This is a genomic window from Collinsella sp. TM05-38 (genome assembly GCF_003466445.1).
Taxonomy (GTDB): Bacteria; Actinomycetota; Coriobacteriia; order Coriobacteriales; family Coriobacteriaceae; genus Collinsella.
In genome coordinates this window covers 22,049-42,432 of the sequence record NZ_QSPM01000001.1, presented here as the reverse complement: position 1 = coordinate 42,432, position 20,384 = coordinate 22,049, and the positions used below count along the sequence as shown (strand labels likewise).

The 20,384-nt window shown below is 60.4% G+C and carries 11 protein-coding genes; 7 read left to right on the top strand and 4 right to left on the bottom strand.

Going from position 1 to position 20,384, the window contains the following annotated elements; translation table 11 throughout:
* Positions 1-87: 87 nt before the first annotated feature.
* From DXD49_RS00170 to DXD49_RS00155, 4 genes are all read right to left on the bottom strand, one after another.
* A complete protein-coding gene (locus DXD49_RS00170; protein WP_117743849.1) occupies positions 88-888 on the bottom strand; it encodes a MurR/RpiR family transcriptional regulator in 801 nt (266 codons plus the stop codon).
* Between the two features lie 77 nt (positions 889-965).
* A complete protein-coding gene (locus tag DXD49_RS00165) occupies positions 966-2,546 on the bottom strand; it encodes a PTS transporter subunit EIIC (RefSeq protein ID WP_117793873.1) in 1,581 nt (526 codons plus the stop codon).
* A 24-nt stretch (positions 2,547-2,570) separates the two neighbouring features.
* Positions 2,571-3,896 (bottom strand): 6-phospho-alpha-glucosidase, encoded by a 1,326-nt coding sequence (locus DXD49_RS00160; RefSeq protein WP_117793872.1) that lies wholly within the window; start codon positions 3,894-3,896, stop codon positions 2,571-2,573.
* A 236-nt stretch (positions 3,897-4,132) separates the two neighbouring features.
* Complete coding sequence (locus tag DXD49_RS00155; RefSeq protein WP_233541705.1) at positions 4,133-5,371, bottom strand: MFS transporter; 1,239 nt, start codon at positions 5,369-5,371, stop codon at positions 4,133-4,135.
* 250 nt (positions 5,372-5,621) lie between these two features.
* Between DXD49_RS00155 and DXD49_RS00150 the strand changes: the two genes are divergently transcribed.
* The 7 genes from DXD49_RS00150 (at position 5,622) to DXD49_RS00120 (ending at position 20,308) form a co-directional block, all read left to right on the top strand.
* Positions 5,622-6,479, top strand: a complete 858-nt coding sequence (locus DXD49_RS00150) for a hypothetical protein (protein ID WP_117793871.1) — start codon at positions 5,622-5,624, stop codon at positions 6,477-6,479.
* A 77-nt stretch (positions 6,480-6,556) separates the two neighbouring features.
* The gene (locus DXD49_RS00145) at positions 6,557-7,450 is read left to right on the top strand and encodes an aldose 1-epimerase family protein (protein WP_117793870.1); all 894 of its coding nucleotides are present in this window, start codon (positions 6,557-6,559) and stop codon (positions 7,448-7,450) included.
* Between the two features lie 83 nt (positions 7,451-7,533).
* A complete protein-coding gene (locus DXD49_RS00140; RefSeq protein ID WP_233541704.1) occupies positions 7,534-8,355 on the top strand; it encodes a transporter substrate-binding domain-containing protein in 822 nt (273 codons plus the stop codon).
* 9 nt (positions 8,356-8,364) lie between these two features.
* The gene (locus DXD49_RS00135) at positions 8,365-9,513 is read left to right on the top strand and encodes an amino acid ABC transporter permease (RefSeq protein ID WP_117793869.1); all 1,149 of its coding nucleotides are present in this window, start codon (positions 8,365-8,367) and stop codon (positions 9,511-9,513) included.
* Between the two features lie 22 nt (positions 9,514-9,535).
* Positions 9,536-10,321 carry an amino acid ABC transporter ATP-binding protein gene (locus DXD49_RS00130; protein WP_117793868.1) on the top strand — a complete coding sequence of 262 codons (786 nt, stop codon included), beginning with the start codon at positions 9,536-9,538 and terminating at the stop codon, positions 10,319-10,321.
* Between the two features lie 72 nt (positions 10,322-10,393).
* Positions 10,394-11,821, top strand: a complete 1,428-nt coding sequence (locus DXD49_RS00125; protein WP_117793867.1) for a M20/M25/M40 family metallo-hydrolase — start codon at positions 10,394-10,396, stop codon at positions 11,819-11,821.
* Positions 11,822-12,118: 297 nt separating this feature from the next.
* Entirely contained in the window at positions 12,119-20,308 is an 8,190-nt protein-coding gene (locus DXD49_RS00120; RefSeq protein WP_158564821.1) for a Spy0128 family protein, read from the top strand.
* Positions 20,309-20,384: the final 76 nt, after the last annotated feature.

Below are 20,384 nucleotides of genomic sequence, written 5' to 3'. Positions count from 1 at the left end.
TCGCTGCTCTCTTTTGGCACTGCCTATCGTGTATTCGGACGCCTTGCGACGGTGAGGGCGTTCTTTTCAGTTCTAGCATGTTTGCGGCTAGCGCTGCGCCCGAAGTCGATTTGCACAGCTGATATATAGAGCGTTAACCGCGCTTTGTAGGCTCATGCCCTCAACCAAGGCGGTCGAATACTCGCTGAGTGACTCCGTGCTCACGGGTAGCAAGAGCTCACGCGCCCCGTTGTTATCGAATGCCATGTTGCTCGATATCCAAATAACGCGGCAACCTCGCCGCTTGGCCTCAACGTAAAGATTGAAGATATAGCTCGTCTTTCCTGAGAACGATACAAAGATGGTTAGATCGTCGGGTTGGAGCAGACAGAGCGACGTCTCCTGTCCCTTGACGGAGCCGAATGAGAAGCACAGTCGGTTTACGCGGCTCAGCTTTTCGCAGAGTGAGCGGGCGGCGAGATTGGAGAATGAGCTTCCGTATACGTAGACATTTTGCGCATCGAGAAGCCAGTCAACGGCCTGCTCGAGTCGATCCTCAGTGAGCAGGCGTTTTGTTTCAAGCAAAGAGGTCTCTACGATATCGAAATACCAGGGTATATCGATTTGCTTATGCGCCCTTGCCTCGGTTGTCTCACGCTGGAGCCAAGCGTTGAAGTCGTCAACTTGCTCTTTGAACGATCGAAAGCTCGAGCCGTTCACGCGCCTGCAGAAGCGCGAGATGGTCGCGGGCGATGTATTGCACGCGCGGGCAAGTTCTTCTATTGAGAGCTCTGGGACCTCGTCGTGATGGGAGAGGGCGTAGAGTGCGATGTGGGCGTCAAGGCTGCCGCCCTTCTCGACGTCTTCGATACAAGACCTGAGGTTCGAATAGACCTCGTACATCGACATTCAAATCACTCCAAACAATAATGCCCCGGAGCGGATATGCCATCTCCGGAGCATTGTGGTGAAGCTATGGGACGGATTTATTCCATGCCCAAGTATTCTCTCATTTCGACTTTGTAGACAGAAGCTTTATTGCCGTAAACGATCTGAACACCGCCGCCAACGTGCACGATGGCGCTGGCGCCGAGGTCTTTGGTGAAGACGCTATCGTCCTTGACCAGGGCGGTGTCTTTGAGGCTGAGCCTCAGGCGAGTGAAGCAGGCGTTGACACCCGAGATGTTATCGGCGCCGCCCACGGCTTCCACGATCTGCGGGATGAGCTCGCTTACCTGGACAGGTGCTTTGGAGTCGATGGCCGACGTGTCATCCGCTGCCTGCGTGTCATCATCCTCGCGGCCCGGGGTCTTGAGGTCAAATTTCTTGATAAAGGTGCGGAACAGCACGTAATAGATCCCGAAGTAAGCGATGCCGAGCGGAATGAGCCAGAACCAGTTGGAGCCCTTATCGGCGTTCATGATGCCGTTGAAGATCCACGAGAGGAGCGGTCCGCCGAAGGCGGAAGGCCCGGGCACATTGAACTGTACCAGGTAGGTGAGTACATACGCGATGCCGCACAGCAGAGCGTGGACCACATAGAGTACGGGCGCTACAAAGAGGAAGGAGTACTCGAGCGGTTCGGTTATGCCCATGATGGCGGCCGGGATAACGGCGGCGATCATGAGGGAACCGACCTTCTTTTTATTCTCGGGACGGGCACAGTGGTAGATGGCGAGTGCCGCCGCGGGCAGGCCGCACATGGCGAACAGCACCTTGCCGTTCATGACGTATTTTGAGATGTCGATGTCGTACATCATGCCGGGCGTGTTGAGCATGGCGTTGTAGATGTTGACAGCACCTTCGACGGTCTGGCCGTCAACCTGGATGCTACCGCCCAGAGAAGTGAAGAAAAACGGCAGGTAGATGAAATGATGCAGGCCGAAGGGCAGAAGCATGCGCTCGGAGAAGCCATAGATGAACGCGCCAAACACCCCGGTGGAATCGATGAGTGTCGAGGCGGCCTTTAGGCCGGTTTGCACAAACGGAAACACGAAGGCGAGCGCAGCGCCCACTAGGCTCGCGAAAACGACGGTGAGGGCGGGGACGCAGCGTGTGCCGTTGAAGATGCCGAGCACCGGCGGAAGCTGCACCTTATAGAATCGGTTGTGGATCCACGCGACTACCAAGCCGATGATGATGCCGCCGAATACGCCGGTGTCGAGTGTGGTTACGCCCAGGATGGCGTTCTGACCGGTCTGCAGGTTGGCGGGATCGATGGTGCCCAGCAGGATAAGCAGCTGACCCATGATCGTGTTCATGGTCATGTAGCCGATGAAGCCTGAGAGTGCGGCGGTCGCCTTCTCGGCCTTGGCGTAACCGTAGGCAATGCAGATCGCAAAGAGAACCGAGATGTTACCATTGATAACGTTGCCGGCTGCTTTGATGAGTGTGCTAAAGATCACCATCGGCTCGGTGCCCAAAAACGGGCAGAGCGAGATGAGGTTAGCATTGGAAAGGGCGGAGCCCAGACCGACCAAAATGCCGGAAACGGGCAGGAGGAGGACCGGCGCCATGAGCACCTTGCCGAGTCTCTGGAACTCGCTGTAGAGCTTGCTTTCTTTCATGATGTTCCTTCGATGCGCGGGGAGTTAGGACAGGGTCGGCCAATAATTGCCGTTCGCTTCGATCAGGTCGTCGAGGATTTGGCGCGCGACGGTAGTTGAAGGGACGGTCTTGTTGATCGCGATGGCTTCGAGTGCCTTCTGGTAGGAATGCTCGTAATATGCGTCGACGGCGAGCTTCTCGCTGGCATTCTGCTCTTCGATAAGCCCCTTGTAAAAGGTGGGGATAGCAGGCTGGCTGATGGGTTCGGGGCCCCAAGAGCGCAGGTAGGCGGGGACCTCGACCATGGCGTCATCGGGCAGATTGGGGATGGCGCCGTTATTCTCGACGATTACGAGATAACGTTCGCACTTGTTGTAGGCGATAGAGGCGGCTGCGTCGACGATAAAGTCGCCAAAGACCGTGAAGCTCTGTACGGGGCTCTTGTAATTGGCGGGATCTGCCAGGTACTTGTCGTGCTCGGCAAACATCTCCTTCTCGCGTCCGTTGATGACGTTGTCGGCGCGCGTCCAGTTGGGGTCCATGTCATCTGCCATGTCTTTGGAGTACAGGTAGTACTGCAGGTAGCTGTTGGGCAGATACTCGGGATAGTCCTTCACAATCTTGACGTATTGACCCCAGGTGTGCATCCAGTCCTTGTCCTTGTGATGCTTGTCGCTCACGGCCATGCCGTGCTCGAGAATCATCTGACGGAGCTCCGGCAGACGATCGCGTCCCTGCTTGTCGTAGATTTTGGTAAACCAGCCAAAGTGATTGAGTCCAAAATACATGGGGTCGATATCGCGCCAGCTGGGAAGTCCGAGCATCTTAGAGTACGAGAGCAAGATAGCCGTGGGCATATCGCAGATGTTAAGGATATGGTCGTTGTTAAACTCGCGACGTGTGGCCTCGGCGACAACTGCGGCGGGGTTGGAATAGTTGAGGATCCAGGCGTCTGGACTGTATTTCTTGGCGTAGCGTACGAGGTCGAAGACGCCGGGGATGGACCTGATGCCATAGGAGATCGAACCGCCGGCGCCGCAGGTTTCCTGTCCTACACAACCGTACTTGAGAGGGATGCGCTCGTCCTGGCGACGCATCTGAAGGCCACCCTGGCGGATTTGTGCGAAGACGAAGTCGACATCGGTGAATGCCTTTTCGGGATCGGTCGTCACGACAACTTCAATGTCAGGAGCTTCCTGCTCGATGAACTGCTTCATGATGTCGTAGACGAGATGCATGCGCTTCTCGTCGATGTCGTACAGGGCGAGTTTGCGCAGCGGCAATTCGTTTTTCTTCTGCAATAGGCTCTGGATGATGCCGGGAGTGTGGGTGCTGCCGGCCCCGGCGATTACAACTGCTTTCTTGTCCATGTGGTAAACCCCTTTCGTGTGGATTGACCACTTCAGACTACGAAAGCTTTACCTGCGATTCTACCGATTTTCAGATTGCGAAAAACGATAGCGGTAATCTTAACAGGATGCGTTTTGCGTGGTTAAATAGCGCCGGGAAAGATGCTGACTTGGGCGACGTGTTGCATGGCTGCGGGAGCGAACGCCAGGCGGTCAAAAGATGGTGGGCGGTGCTGCGGCTTTTGGCTGCAATTGCGCTACCCGCGACGACGCTCCCAGCGAGCCAACTTAATCGTCACCAGCGTAAGCGCCCAGGCCACAAGCGAGAACGCGGCGCCCACGGCACCCACGTACGCAATGCCAGCGCTGCTCACAACGGCGCCGCCTACCGCGGTGCCAAACGAAATGCCGACGTTAAACGCCATGGGCTCAACCGAACTCGCGAGCACCATCGACTTGGGATGGCGGCTGCGTGCCACGTCCATAAAGTGCGTGATGCATGACACCGAGAACAGGTACATGAGCAGCGCCAAGCTAAAGACAAAGACCAGCGCGAGCGGCATGGTGCCGCCCACGGCAAACAGCCCGAATAACGCCGCGGCCTGCAGCACAAACGTCACAAGCAGCGCCTTCATGCCAAAGCGCGCATCGATCCATCCGCCCAGGATGTTCGAGATCAGGCAGAACGCGCCATAGGCCATAAGCGTGGTACTGGCTTCGACCGTGCCCATGCCCAGCACCTGCTCAAGATAAGGCGTCACATAGCCGTAGAAAACGTAGACCGACCCCACGCCAAACAAAAAGATGAGCATGCCGGTGATGATGCTCGGCTCGCGTAGCAGCCCCGCCTGCTCGCGGAAGGTGGCGGGCTCATCGGTCTGACCGGAGCGCGGCATAAACGCCACAAGCGCTCCGCAGATCAAAACGGCAAAGGTCAGCGTGCCGTACATGGCCACGTGCCAATCGAGCGTGTCGGCCACAAACTTGCCGATCGAAGTGACAAAGACCATTGCCACGGAAAACGCACCATATACCACCGAGATGGCAAGTGAAGTTTGCTGCGGAGATAGCAGCTCGGGGATGTACGTCACGCCCACGGCGAGCAGCGCGCCCGAGACGGAGCCCAGGACAATGCGCGAGATAAACAGCACCTGGAAGTTGGGCGCCAACGCCATGACCAGGTTGCCGAGCACAAAGACGATGCTGTAGCACACGAGCAGCTGGTAGCGCCGGAAGCGTCCCGTGCTGAGCGCAAGCACCGGTGTGGCGATAGCGTAGACGAGCGCGAACACGCTAATAAGTTGGCCTGCGGTGGCAAGCGATACGCCGAGTTCCGTTGCCAAGTCGCTTTCGATGCCGATGACCACGAACTCGGAACAGCCGAGCGAAAAGCCTAACAACACGAGTAACGCCAGACAGAGCTTGGTGCGCGCAGGGGAGAGCGCGGCGGCGGTTGACTTGCTTTTAGGCGTGGTTGCGGCGATCAAGGTTGTCACTCCAATGTCGCATTAATAAGCGGGATTCAATCCCTGCAACTCTAACAGAATGTGACAAAGGTACAGTCCCTTTGTCACATTCGCGGCGTGGCTGCCGCCCAAACCGTCACAACATTCGATGAAAAGCTCGAAAACGAGGAAAAGCGTCGAATGTTGTGATGGTTTTCCTATCTGTGCCGGCGAGCCGCCGTGCCGTCTGGGGGTATAAAACTAGCAAGTGTATATTTGCGAGGCCTAAGGGGCGCCCCGTATGGATATCGATAACTTTGAATGGTGGTACAGCGAGGGTGAGGCTCCGGACGAGGAGTGGGACGAGCCCGCGCCGCGTGACGTGTCGAGCGACGAGGACGAGACCGGCAACGATGCCGCTGTCGAGCCTGATGCCGCCGAGCCCCTAACCTTTGAACAGGCCTGGGCCCAGGCCGAGGCCGACGAGGCTAAGGCCGATGCCACGGCCACACTCGGTGAGCCGGCCGACATGTCCATCTCGCCGGCAAAGACCCCGCAGCCGCGCCACACCATCGATCCCGGCAGCACGGCATCCTTCAGCATTCTCGACGTGCCCTCGCAGGGTGCCCAGGCGCCCGCGCCCACACGTCGCCCCAATCTGTCTCGCGAGGAAGATGCAGGACGTCGCTCTCCGCTTGGCCCCATCCTTATCGCCTTCATGGCCGGCGTTATCGCATGCTCGGTAATTGGAAACGTCTGGAGCCATGTCGAGCAGCAACGCCAAGACGCCGCCAAGGTCGAGATGTCCGTCGAGCAATCGATCAGCCGTACGCGCTCGGTGCATGTGTCGGTCGAGGTCAAGGACGGCGCGACGTGGGATACCGCACGCGGCGACAGCCAGATGCTCGTCCATATCGTGGGCCGCACGCTCAAGGGTCAGACGATTGACGAGTACCAATACGTCAATTCCGCAGGTGACGGTATCGAACTTAAGCCCGGCGACTACGAGCTCACGGTCGACGAGCCGCCCGTTGCCACCGACGGCACGCGCTTCCGCGCCTCAAAGCGCATGGTTCCCGTGAGCTTTAACTCGCAAGCGCCCGATACGGTCGACTCCACGCCGCAGGGCGGGTTCGACCTGTACGTGGCCACTCAATAATTACGCGCCGCCCCGTCCCGCAGCCAAGAGTGGGACAATAGCCCTCGACACTGTTGTTTACTTTTGGAGGAAGTAGCATGTCCACCGTCACTACCATCAAGCGCGGCGGCCTTACCGCGGCCATCGATTCCATGGGCGCCCAGCTCACGAGCCTTGCCCTCAACGGCAACGAGTATCTGTGGCAGGGCGACCCCGCCTTTTGGGGCAAGCATGCGCCCATCCTGTTTCCCATTGTGGGCTCGCTGCGCAACAACACGGCAACGTCTGCGGCCGGCACCTGCGAGATGCCGCGCCACGGCCTCGCGCGCATCGTCGAGCACAAGCTGGTTGAGGTCTCCGAGGATGGCTCGTCTGTCACCTACGAGATTACCGACACGCCCGAGTCGCTCAAGGCGTTCCCGTTCCACTTTAAGCTCAACATGACCTATGCCCTGACCGGCGACGCCACCCTCACGCAGACCTTTGCCGTCACCAACACCGGCGACGTGGACCTGCCGTTCTCGGTGGGCGGCCACCCCGCATTTAACGTGCCCGCCCCCGGTGCCGAGGACGAGGCGTTCGAGGATTACGAGCTGGCGTTTACCGAGGCCTGGACTAACGAGGCCCCCGTCATCACGCCCGATGGCCTTATGACGTTCGAGGGCAGCTACAAGGCCCCCGATAACTCGGACGTGCTGCCCATCACGCACCGCAGCTTCGATAACGACGCCATCATGTTCACCGATACCCCGGGCTCCACGCTCACGCTGCGCGGCCGCAAGTCGGGCCACGGCGTCAAGATTGACTTTGAGGGCTTTAAGTACATCGGCGTGTGGTCTGCCGCCAACGACGCGCCGTTTGTGGCGCTCGAGCCCTGGACCGGTCACACCACCATGGACACCGAGGACGACGTCTTCGAGCACAAGGTCAACACCATCGTCGTGGCCCCCGGCGCCACCGACGAGCGCTCCTTTAGCGTTACCCTGCTCTAGAGGTTCCGCCGTTCTAGCGAACGGCGGGCCGGTCGACGCTGCGCGCCACCCAGAGCGACAATTTGTCATTCAAAAGGCAAGGCATGACCAGAAGGTCTACGCCTTGCCTTTTTCATGCCAACTTGTTCGCTCTGGGCGGCGGTCGCGAAGACCTGTCCGATTCTGTGATCGGCAAGGACAAGATCCGCATCGGCATGGAGGCGGCCTACGCCCCATACAACTGGCAGGTCTCCGAGGCCAGCGAGTACACCATCCCCATCGACAACGTGCAGGGCGCTTACGCCGATGGCTACGATGTTCAGATCGCAAAGATCCTCTGCAAGGCCCTTGGCGGCGAGCCCGTTGCCGTCAAGCAGAGCTTCTCGGGCCTCATCGATTCGCTCAACAACGGCCAGATCGACCTCATTATTGCCGGCATGAGCGCCACGCCCGAGCGCGAGGAGTCCGTCGGCTTTTCCGATCCGTACTTTATCGGCTACTTTGGCCTGTTCGTAAAAGAGGGCTCGCCCTACCAAAGCGCGACCAAGCTCAGTAACTTTAGCGGCGCCACGGTGCTCGGCCAAAAGGACACGATGCTCGATACCGTCATCGACGAGATCCCGGGCGTCGTCCACAAGAATCCGGTCGATTCGGTGCCCACGGTGTTTTCGAACCTGCTACAGGGCACCTGCGACGCCGTGACCTACAACACCGAAAACGAGAAGGGCTATATGGCCCAAAACCCGGGCATTGTCCCCATTCATTTTGCCGAGGGCGAGGGCTTTAAGCAGGAGGTCACGTCAAACGTCGGCTGCCGCAAGGGCTCGGACAAGCTGCTCAAACTTATCAATAAGACGCTCAAGGGCGTCAGCCAAGAGGAACGCGACCAGATGTGGGACGCGTGCCTCGACCGTCAGCCGGCATAGAGAGGCAGCATGAAAACCGTTAATCGTCTGGCCTCTTTAATTAAGGCCGACCACCGTTATGTGTATCTGGGCACGAGCGTTATCGCGGCGCTCGGTCTGGCGTTTAGCCAGCGCAACCCCACGCCGCTGAGCTTCTTGGCGCCCACGGGTGTGTTCCAGGACTGCCTCTGGGCGATTCTGTGGGCTTGGATTGTCGTATCGGCGGCAGCGCTCGTCACCAAGCTCATGCATTGGAATGACTATCGCCAAAAGTCGCCGTTTGCATCCGAGCGTTGCCGTCGCAGCGCGCGCCTGGGCAGCTATGTCGTGGTTGCCATCGCGGCGATCTTCTTTATCGACCGTTGCGTCATGTCGTTTATCGACCTGGTGCAGGTGAGCATTGTCTCGGACTCCAATCCCAGCGACTTTCTGTCGAGCTTGGTCTACATGACCTACAAGAGCGGCGACTTCTTTATCCGCGGTATCGAGATCACCATCGCGCTTGCCACCTTCGGCACCGCCATCGCCTTTTTCCTGGCACTGCTCTTTGTGTTCCTGCGTATTCAGACGTTCGATCGCGTGGATAACGACCTGGTGCGCTTCTTTAAGAGCATCGGCCGCGGCTTTACGACCGTCTACTCCACCATCGTGCGCGGCACGCCCATGATGGTCCAGGGCCTGCTCATCTATTACGCGGGCTTCACCGTTTTGCGCGGCATGGGCTTCGAGACTGCCCAGGCCAACCAGATCTGGAGTACCTTCACCGCCGGCCTCGTCACCATCTCGCTCAACTCCACCGCCTATATGATGGAGGTCCTGCGCGGCGGCATCGAGTCGATCGACCCCGGTCAGGCCGAGGCGGCGCGCTCGCTGGGTCTGTCGCAGTGGCAGGCCATGCGCAAAGTTGTGTTTCCCCAGGGCATTAAAAACGCGATCCCGGCGCTCGCCAACGAGCTCATCATCAACATCAAGGACTCGTCGGTGCTCTCGGTCATCGGCGTGTTCGACCTCATGTACGCCACCACTACCGTCGCCGGCGTGTACTACCGCCAGATGGAGGTCTACTGCGTGGCGCTTGTGGTCTACCTGATCCTGACGCTCGTGGCGAGCCGCCTGCTCGAGGCCTTTGGCAAAAAGCTCGGCGCCGAGGCCCCGGCAACGCTGCCCAGCTCCAACTAGGCTCAAGACGAGGAGAATCATCATGGCAGATACCGCCACTACCGGCGTTGCGGCCGCCGCACAGACAAATGAGCCGCTTATCCGCGTCGAGGGCCTGCGCAAGAGCTTCGGCTCGCTCGAGGTGCTCAAGGGCATCGACCTGTCCGTTAATCCCGGCGAGGTCGTCACCATCATCGGCGCCTCGGGTTCGGGTAAGTCGACCTTCCTGCGCTGCTTCAACCTGCTCGAGACCCCGGACGCGGGCCATATCTGGTTCCATGGCCAGGACCTCACGGCCGAGCGCTGCAACATCAACAAGCTTCGCGAGGACATCGGCATGGTGTTCCAGGGCTTTAACCTTTTCAACAACATGGATGTGCTCGACAACTGCACGCTCGCGCCCGTTACGCTCAAAAAGATGAGCGAGACCGAGGCCGAGAAAGTCGCGATGGAGCATCTGGCGAGCGTGGGGCTCGAAAAGTTCGCGCACGCCGCCGTGGGCCGCCTGTCCGGTGGTCAAAAACAGCGCGTGGCCATCGCCCGTGCCCTGTGCATGAATCCGCAGATCATGCTGTTCGACGAGCCGACCTCCGCACTCGACCCCGAGATCGTGGGAGAGGTGCTCGAGGTCATGCGCAAGCTCGCTGCCGACGGCATGACCATGGTCGTCGTCACGCACGAGATGGCCTTTGCCCGCACGGTGTCCGACCGCGTGGTCTTTATGGACCAGGGCGTGGTGCTCGAGGATGCGGCACCGGCCGAGCTCTTCGGCAACCCCAAACACCAGCGCACCCGCGAGTTCCTCTCGCGCTATCTTGAGGACAAATAACCGATCGCAAACGCTTATGTGGCAGGGCCGCTCCGGTGGGGCGGCCCTCGTCACCACAATCGAAAGGATGTCATGGCCGAGGTTTGGCGCTTCTTTGCGCATGAGGATGATTTTGCCGATTTGGACGAAGCTGGCGCGAGCGAGCGCTTGGGTCGCGTGCTGTCGTTTCCGACCATCTCGAGCATGGATGCCGAGGCGGTGGACTGGCAACCGTTCGACGACCTGCGCGCCTATATGCAGCAGGCCTGGCCGCGCGTGTTTGCGGCGGGCGAGGTCGAGCTCATCGGCCATTCGCTGTTGGTGACGCTTGCCGGCTCCGACCCCGCTCTCAAGCCCGTTATGTTCATGGGCCACATGGACGTGGTCCCCGTGGTGCCGGGTACCGAGGCCGACTGGACGCACGCCCCCTTTAGCGGGCACGTGGACGATACCTACATCTGGGGTCGCGGCGCTGTCGACATGAAGGACCAGGTCGCAGGCATTCTCGAGGCAGTTGAGTATGCGCTGGCGCACGGCTGGGAGCACGAGCGCACGCTGCTCCTGGCCTTTGGCCAGGACGAGGAAACTACGCAGTGCGGCGCGGGGGCGATCGGTCGCGTGCTCGAGGAGCGCGGCATTGAGCTTGAGTACCTGATCGATGAGGGCGATTACCGCATCGCTCCGGCTGCCGAGTACAGCGCGGGCGAGGGTTGGCTCATGCACGCCGACCTGGCTGAGAAAGGTTATGCCGACATTGTTCTCAAGACAAAGAGCGCGGGTGGGCATTCTTCCAACCCCTACGGCGGCACGTCACTCGAGATGCTGAGCCGCGCCATCGCCGCAATTTGCGATATCGAATGGCCGACGCGTGTGACCGACTTGCTTGCCGCCCAGCTCGTCGAGTTGGGGCTCTACACGGCCGATGAAATTGCCGCCAACAAGGACGCCATCGTGCGCGAGTGCCTCGCCAGCAAGAAGCTCTATCCGCTCGTGACCACCACTTGTGCACCGACCCAAATTGAGGGCGGTAGCACCGGTGCTAACGTGATGCCGCAGGATATGTGGGCAAACATTAACTTCCGCATGCTCGAGGGCACGAGCGTGTCCGACGTTGTGGCGCGCTGCCGTGAAGCGGTTGCCGGGGCGGACCTTGCCGGTCGTGTCGAAGTGGAGCTGGGCCCCGGCAGCTCCGAGCCCTCGCCGTCCCCGCGCATCGGCGGGCCGGGCCTCGAGGCCGTTCGCACCATCGCCGCCCGCTATTTCCGTGATCCCAAGCCGACGGAGGAAAACGGATCGTCTGCGGTGGGCCAAGAGCCGATGAGCATCGTGCCCTCGACCGTGATTGGTGCAACCGATGCCGCCAACTACCAGCGCATTTGCCACGAGTGCATCCGCTTCTCCGCCTTTGTGGTCGACGATGACGAATGCGACCGCGGCGTCCACGGCACCAACGAGCGCATCACCCGTCGCGCCTACCTCCAAGGCATCCGCTTCCTCATCGCCCTGCTCCACACGCTCTAGCATGCGACAAAGGGATTGAGCCGATTTCATCGGTAATGAGACAAAAACTGTCATAGAATAAGACTAAGATATCTTAAGAGACATATGCTGGGGTTGGTATTCCTTGAACGACTGCGGGCATGTGCCAGACTGCCTCGGCCCCCGGGGAGCGCCCGGGCAGGTCGCCGTGCGACTGGGGAGGAAATTATGCAGGAGCTCAGAGAGACGACGTCTCGACTCGTGAATATTGCTACCGGGGGGGGGTGTCTAAGCAGGGAACTTCCTGGTGAACACCGGCCGCGCGAGCGGTGGTCCGTCATGTCTTGTGGCCGTCGTCGCGGGCTGCGCTCGGTCTCACCATATGCGATTGTTCTGGCCCTCGCCATCGCGCTGACGGCGAGTTTCTTCCTGCCGCTTCGTGCCGAGGCGGCAATTTCGGACCACACGGTTCCGACGATTTCGCCTTCGGGGACAACAATCAACCTGTTTGATTACTGGGTGAATCCCGATAACCATCTGTCGGTTTCCGGCAACGGCGGCATCAACAAGAACCACCGCTTCCAGTTTAACGATGGCCAGGGTGATGCACCGCTCAACCATTGGACGGGCGACACGAACCCGCAGCCCGGCATTGTCAGCAACACGCTTTCAGACGGCTACCCGCAGCTTTCCGGTACCTATGGCGGCGACTCCCTCCGCTATCTGTTCGATTCCTCTGCCCAGACCGGCAAGACGTCCCATTTTGGCGTGACGGGCCTCCTCAAGGTTCAGGACGGCTACTACGTCTATGACAGCTCCGAAAACTACGCAGCCTACAACGCTGACAAGAATGCCTTCGACGTCTATGACACCTGGGGCATTGACAAAGTGGGCGATTCGTCCCATCGGGGTCAGTTCTTCCCGTTCGATGCGGCAGACAAGGTGTTCAAGGAGGAAAGCGGCCGGCTCGTCCAAAATGGCATCACGGCAGACAACGCCGGTAACCACGTCAACCACCACTTCGGCCTCTCAATGTCCACGCGATTCGTGCAGCCCAACGGCGGCCTGACGAACGATAAGAAGGACATGACCTTCGAGTTCGCCGGCGATGATGACGTCTGGGTGTTCATCGATGATGTCCTCGTGGGTGATATCGGCGGTATTCACAGCCGTGCGAGTCTGAATATCAACTTTCATACGGGCGACATTAAGGTGAACGACAAAAGCGACGGCACGCTGCTGAGCAAGTACCAGGCGGCGAAAAAGGGCACTTCGGGCTTCGACGGCAACACCTTCAAAGACGGCACCAACCACACCCTCAAGTTCTTCTACCTGGAGCGCGGCGCCACCGACTCCAACATGGAGCTCAAGTTCAACCTCGTGACGGTGCCCGAGTCCGACATCATCAAGTTCGACCAGGACGGCAAGTTCGTACAGGGTGCCGAGTTCGCGCTGTACAAAACAGACGGGAAATTTAAAGATACGACCAATAACGAGAACGCGCTTCTCGGATCCGGCACCACGGACGAGGCCGGCCACCTAACGCTCACGAACAAAGTTGACAACGGCGTCATCAACTTCGACGATCTCTACAACAAGGGTCACGACAACAAGTACTACCTCCTGAAGGAGACGTGCGTACCCAAGGGATACCGCTCGAGTCTCACGGCGACGCATGGCAGTATGCAGCTCGAGTACGTGCCCGCGAGCGCTGAGAACGGCGCGGGCGGCGTCATCATCAACCGCGGCGGTATGGACGCGGGCAGCGTCGTGTGGAAGACCGGTGCGTTCGCCGCCGCGAAGGTGACCATCACCGCGCCGTCGACCGTGTACAAGGCAAAAAATGACCTGACGAAGTCCGACAAGACCGTCAAGCTAGACTCCGGCATACTGTTCGCTGTGGTGCTCAAGCACGATAAAAGCGCAGGCACGGATATCAAAGATCAGAACAATTGGTACGCCGTGTCGGGCGATCCATCGACGGGAGCGGGATACACCCTCGCCAAGGAGCCGAGCAAAGCCGGCGCTATCGAGGCGGCGAAGAAGGACCCGCACGCCTTCACGCTCAACACGAGCGGCCAGTACCAGGTAGAGATTCAAAATCTGCCCGGCGACATCTCCAAGTACTACTACCTGCTGAGCGGTAATGACCGCAAGGATGCCGAGTACACGGTGGCCATCTACCACACAACGGCGAGCTCGATCGGCGACGCGACGCCCGAGAACACCGTCCACGTGTACAGCGACGACATCGCAGACGGCACGAACTTCAAGCGACAGTTCGCCACGCGCTTGCTCGTCACGAACATCCAGAACCGCCTGTTCGTGCAGAAGACCGATACCGAGGGCAACCCCGTAGACGGCGCGAAGTTCGGCTTGTACACGGACGGTCAGGTGACAACAGACGAGAACGGCAAAGTCGTGCTCAACGGCGACCAGATCCCCTACGACACCTTGACGACGGGGCAGGTCAGCAACCCGATCCAGCTCGAAGGGGCGGGCATATTCCCGTGTACGAGCGACGGCAACAAGCCGCTCGTGAAGGGCGCCTACTTCCTAAAGGAGGTCTCGGCGCCCAAGGGCTTCCTGCTTAACGACACGCTCACCAAGGTGATTGTGGACGATTACGGCGTCCATGCCGATGCTGGTACGGCCGATGACGGCGTCTCGACGTTCGTGGGGCCGGGCACGCTTATGAAGAGTCTGGGCCAGTTTGGCGCAGAGGGCGACATCGACAACACACTCACGTGGATCAAGGGTATGCGGCAGACATCGGATGGCGTGACCGATGGCGGTAATCTTTCGTGGAGCGATGTCGATTCCGCCGGTGCCGGCGACACGGTACACCTCAAGTACGGCGCCAACGGACGTATCTACCAGTATGGGCCCACCAAGGCGGGCGAACCCTACCGCCTGGAGACCGAGACGGGCTGGATACGTATGGGCATCACGCAGGATGAACCTGGTGTCACTAATGCGAAGGGCGCCCGCGCCGATCTGGGCGACATGAACCTGAATGCCCTGTTCACGGGCACCACCTGCGTGCGCGTGGCGAACGAACGCGAGGCGAGCCTCGAGGTGACGAAGAAGGTTGACGTGCCCGATGGCCTGACGGGCAATAAGGACGCGAAGTTCACCTTCAAGTTCACCGTGCCCGAGGGGAAGACCTACAAGGCTGCAGTGTTCAAGAACGCTGGGGCCGGAAAGCAAGCCGGCGACGTGTTCGATTTGAAGAACGGCGACACCCATGCTATCAAGGCCGACGAGACGATTCGCGTGTACGGTCTTGGCGAGGGCGACGAGTACGCGGTGCAGGAGCTGACCGGCGCAGACAAGATGCCCGCGGGCTATAAGCTGACCGGCCGCAAGCAGGGTACCACGAATCTGACCGGCGCAGGCGATAGTATCACCGGTGAGATCGAGAAGCAAAAACCCGACGGCACGTTGGCCGAAGCCAACAAGCTGGTGTTCACAAACACCTACAAGGCGGAAGCTAGCGACGAACTGACCCCGCAGGTAACGAAGAAGGTCTCCGGTGTTGAGAGCACGGAGAAGGCGTTCTCGTTCACGCTGACCGCCACGGAAGAGACGCAGAAGCAGATCGATGATGATGACCTCAAAGTCTCGGATGCTCTGGCGGGCAATGAGCATGCCGAGTCCAAGGCCACGAGTGGCAAGATCATCAAGGACAAGGGCCAGACGGTCGACTTCTCCGGCATGAAGTTCAACAAGGCCGGTACGTACACGTTCACGCTCACCGAGGCGCACGACGCCGACGACGACGCGGCGGTGGACGGCGTGCAGAACTCCGGCTGGACGATGGACGCCTCGACCTATACCGTCACGGTGAGGGTCGAGGATAAGAACGCCAAGCTGACTGTCACAGGCGTGACGGTGGAGAAGAGCGGCGATGACAAGCGCGAGACGCTTGAGGTCAAGAACGGCAAGGTGAACCTCGCCACCTTCAACAACAGCTATGCTGCGAAGGGTTCCGTGACCCTGGCGGCGAAGAAGCAATTTACGGGCGGCACCCTTGAGAACCAGCAGTTCTCATTCCAGGTGAAGGAGGGCGATAAGGTTGTCGCCGAAGAAAAGAACGATGCCAATGGCGACATCACCTTCCCGGCCATTGATTACACCGAGGCTGGTGAGCACGACTACGCCATCAAGGAGGTCGAAGGCTCCGACCCGACTATCGTTTACGACGGCAAGACGGTGAAAGTGCGCGTTAGCGTCACCGATAACAAGAACGGCACGCTGAGCGCGACCGCCACCTACGACGGCAAGGCCGACGCTCCGACCTTCACCAACTCGAAGCCGACGGCCGACGCCACTATCGAGGCGACGAAGACCCTCAAGGGCAAGGACCTGACGGCTGGTGCGTTCACTTTCGGTCTATATCAAGGCGACACGACTACGGTTGATCCCATCCAGACTGTCCAGAACGACAAGGACGGCAAGATTAAGCTCATCCTCACCGGTCTGACCATAGGCGAGTACGACTACACGCTCAAGGAGGTCGCTGGCGGCGATTCGACCATCACCTACGATTCCGCGGCGGTGAAGGTCCACGTCTCGGTGAAGGCGGACGGTGACAAGGCAAAGGCGACTGTCACCTATGACGACAAGAATGCCGCCCCGACCTTCACCAACAAGTACCAGCCTGCCGAGACCTCGGCTACACTCACGGCGAAGAAATCGTACGTGAAGTCCGACAACACGCCGATCGTACTCAAGGGCGGCGAGTTCACCTTCGATGTGTACGAGGGCAACCTGACGGCTGAGCAGCTGAAGGGCAAGCAGCCCATCCGGGCCGCTGAGAACGGCGAGGGCGGCACCGTCACCTTCCGGGTCATCAACTACACCAAGGCCGGCGAGTACAAATACACTATCGCGGAGCAGAAGGGCGACCTGTCCCACGTGACCTACGACGATACGGTGCACCACGCTGTGGTGAAGGTCGTGGACAACGCCGGGCAGCTGGAAGCGAGCGTCACCTACGACGACGGCAAGACGGATGCCCCCACCTTCAAGAACACCTATACCGCAAAGGGATCCGCGGAGCTGACGGCGACCAAGGTCGTCGCGGTCGCGCCGGGCTTCACGCACGACACCACGCTGAGGGGCGGCGAGTACACGTTCGAGCTGAAGGACGCCGACGGCAAAGTGCTCGATACCATGAAGAACAAGGCCGATGGCACGGTGAAGTTCACGCGCAAGTTCACGCTCTCCAACCTGGGCGGCACTGCGAGCAAGGACTTCACCTACACCATCGCGGAGAAGCCGGGCACGGAGCCGGGCATGGTCTACGACACCCATGCGCTCATCTACAAGGTGACGGTCGCGGAGGATGGCACCGGCTCGCTGACGGCCACACCGCAGGTAACGAGTGGAGACAAGACCTTCACGAACACGTACCACCCGAAGGAGACCTCGGTAACGCTCAAGGCGACGAAGCGCTTCACGGGTGGCGAGCTCGCAGGGGGCGACTTCACGTTCCAGCTGCTCGACAAGGATGGCAACGTGATCCAGACCGTCCAGAATGACAAGGACGGCAAGGTCGCCTTCCAGGCAATCAGCTACGACACGCCGGGCGATCACGACTACACCATCAAGGAGGTTGCCGGCAACGACCCGACCGTCGTGTACGACACGAAGGACGTGAAGGTCCACATCAAGGTCTCCGATGAGAAGGGCGAGCTAAAGGCGACCGCCACCTACGACGGCGAGGCCGACGTTCCGACCTTCACCAACTCGAAGCCGACGACGGACGTTACCGTCGAGGCGACGAAGATCCTCACGGGCAAGGACCTGACGGCCGACGCGTTCACCTTCGGCCTGTACGACCAGGCCGGCAACGAGGTCGCCAAGGGCACCAACGACCGGGGCGGCAAGGTCGAGCTGGCCGTCAAGAACCTGAACCTGGGCGAGTACGACTACACGCTCAAGGAGGAGAAAGCCGGCCAGACCGTCGACGGCGTGGCCTACGACGCCAAGGAAGTCAAGGTCCACGTCAAGGTAGAGCAGAACCAGGGCGACAACAACAAGACGAAGGTGACCGTCACCTATGACGGTGCCGCTACGGCTCCCACCTTCAACAACACCTACGACGCAAAGGGTTCCGTAACCCTGACGGCGACCAAGACCATCAAGGTTGCGGACGGCTTCGACCACACGACGAAGCCCGCGGACGGCGAGTTCACCTTCGACCTGAAGGACGCTGCCGGCAACGTGCTCGACACCGCGAAGAACGATGCAAACGGCAAGGTCAGCTTCACGCGCGAGTTCCAGCTCTCCGACTTGGACGGCGCCGCGAGCAAGGACTTCACCTACACCATCGTGGAGCAGCCGGGCGCGGAGCCGGGCATGGTCTATGACAGCCATCCCCTCACCTATACGGTGACGGTCACGGACGGCGGGAACGGAGCACTGAATGCGAAGGCGATCGTGACGAGCGCATCCGGCTCGGATACCTTCACCAACACCTACCAGCCGGCCGCGACCGGCCTGGCCCTTGGTGCGCAGAAGAGCTATGTGAAGAAGGACGACAACACGCCGATCGTCCCCAAGTGCGGCGAGTTCACCTTCGATGTGTACGAGGGCAACCTGACGGCTGAGCAGCTTGCCGGGGCCAAGCCCGTCCGGACCGCGACCAACGGCGCGGACGGAAGTGTTAACTTCGACGCCTTCTCCTACGCGAAGCCGGGCACGCACGAGTACACCATCGTGGAGCGGAAGGGTGATCTGGCCTACGTGACCTACGACGCCGCGGTGCACCATGCCGTGGTGACGGTTGCGGACAATGCCGGCACGCTGCAGGGGAGCGTCGCCTACGACGGCACGAATGTCACGAAGCCCAGCTTCACCAACACCTATGAGGCACAGGCGACGGACTCCGGCGCGATCGCCCTCACCAAGAGCGTTGACGTGCACGACGGCAGCTATCAGCTAAAGGCGGGAGACTTCGCCTTCGAGCTGGTGGGGTCTGACGGCTCGGTGATCCAGACCCAGAAGAACGATGCGCACGGCAAGGTTGCCTTCGACAAGCTGACCTTCGACCATGCGGGCACCTTTACCTACACGGTCCGCGAGGTGCAGCCGACGGACGACGCGCCGGGCGTGCCGGGCGTGACCTACACCGGCAAGACGTACACCCTGACCTATGTGGTGGCAGACAACAACGACGGCAAGCTGGTGGTGGAGAGCTCCACGGCGAAGCCGAGCGAGGGCACCGAGAACGGCGTAACCCCCAACACCATGACGTTTGCGAACAGCTACCAGCCGCGCGCGATCTCCTACCAGATCTCCGGCACCAAGGTGCTTGAGAATACCGATTCGGCCACCATGCGGACGCCCGCCGATGGCGAGTTCACGTTCGCGCTGATTGACGTGGCCACCGGGCAGGAGATCGACCGGACCACGAACGTGGGTAACGCGTTTACCTTCAAGGCCATCTCGTACACCGCGACTGGTTCGCATGCGTACCAGGTGAAGGAGGTTGCGGGCCAAGATGGCACCATCACTTACAGCGATGCGGTGTTGGATGTGACGGTGAGTGCGACCGACGACGGCAGCGGCCAGCTGACCGCGACGGCGAACAAGACGGCCGCGGATCTGACCTTCACCAACACCTACACGCCGACGGCAACGACGGCGACGATTACCGGAACGAAGGCCCTGACCGGCCGCGACCTGGCCGAGGGTGAGTTCTCCTTCGACCTGAAGGACGCCGACGGTAACGTGGTGCAGACGGTGCAGAACGGCGCCGACGGCACGTTCGGCTTCGCGCCGCTGCAGCTGGATAAGGTGGGGACGTACGTCTACACCGTGTCCGAGCGGGCAGGGGCGACGGCGAACGGCGTCACCTACGACACGACGGTCTTTACCGCGACGGTGACGGTGACGGAGAATGCGGAGACGCACGCGCTGGAGACGCAGGTTGCCTACAGCAAGGGCGGCAAGGCTGCGGATGCGGTGGCATTCAGCAACAGCTACGCGCCGGCCGCGACTGAGGTGAAGCTGGGGGCCTCCAAGGTGCTGAGCGGCGAGGACCTGAAGGAAGGGCAGTTCTCCTTCCAGCTGAAGGATGCCGACGGCAAGGTGCTGCAGACCGCAAAGAACGCGGCGGACGGCACGGTGGGCTTCGAGGCGATCTCGTACGACAAGCCCGGAACGTACGCCTACAGCATCTCCGAGGTGGACGACGGTCAGAAGAACGTGACGTACGACGCGGCCGAGCACCGGGTAACGGTGACGGTGACGGACGACGGTGCGGGCCATCTGGTGGCGACGGTAACCTATGACGGCGCCGTGGCGCCGGTGTTCAAGAACACGTACACGCCGCCGACCACCCCGCCGACGGAGCCGCCCGCCAATCCGCCGAGCAAGTCACCGGTGCCGAAGGAGGAGAAGCCGGGTCTGCCGTATACGGGCGATACCAGCTTGTCGCCGATGGCCCTGGGTGGCATCGCGGGCGGCGCGGTGGTGCTGATCGCCGCAGGCGTTATCCTGCGGCGCCGGAACCGGTAGCTACGGCGGCCGAGAAGGGCTTTGATTGAGGGCGGGTGGTCGCAGGGCGCGGCCGCTCGCCCTTTTTGGTGAAAGG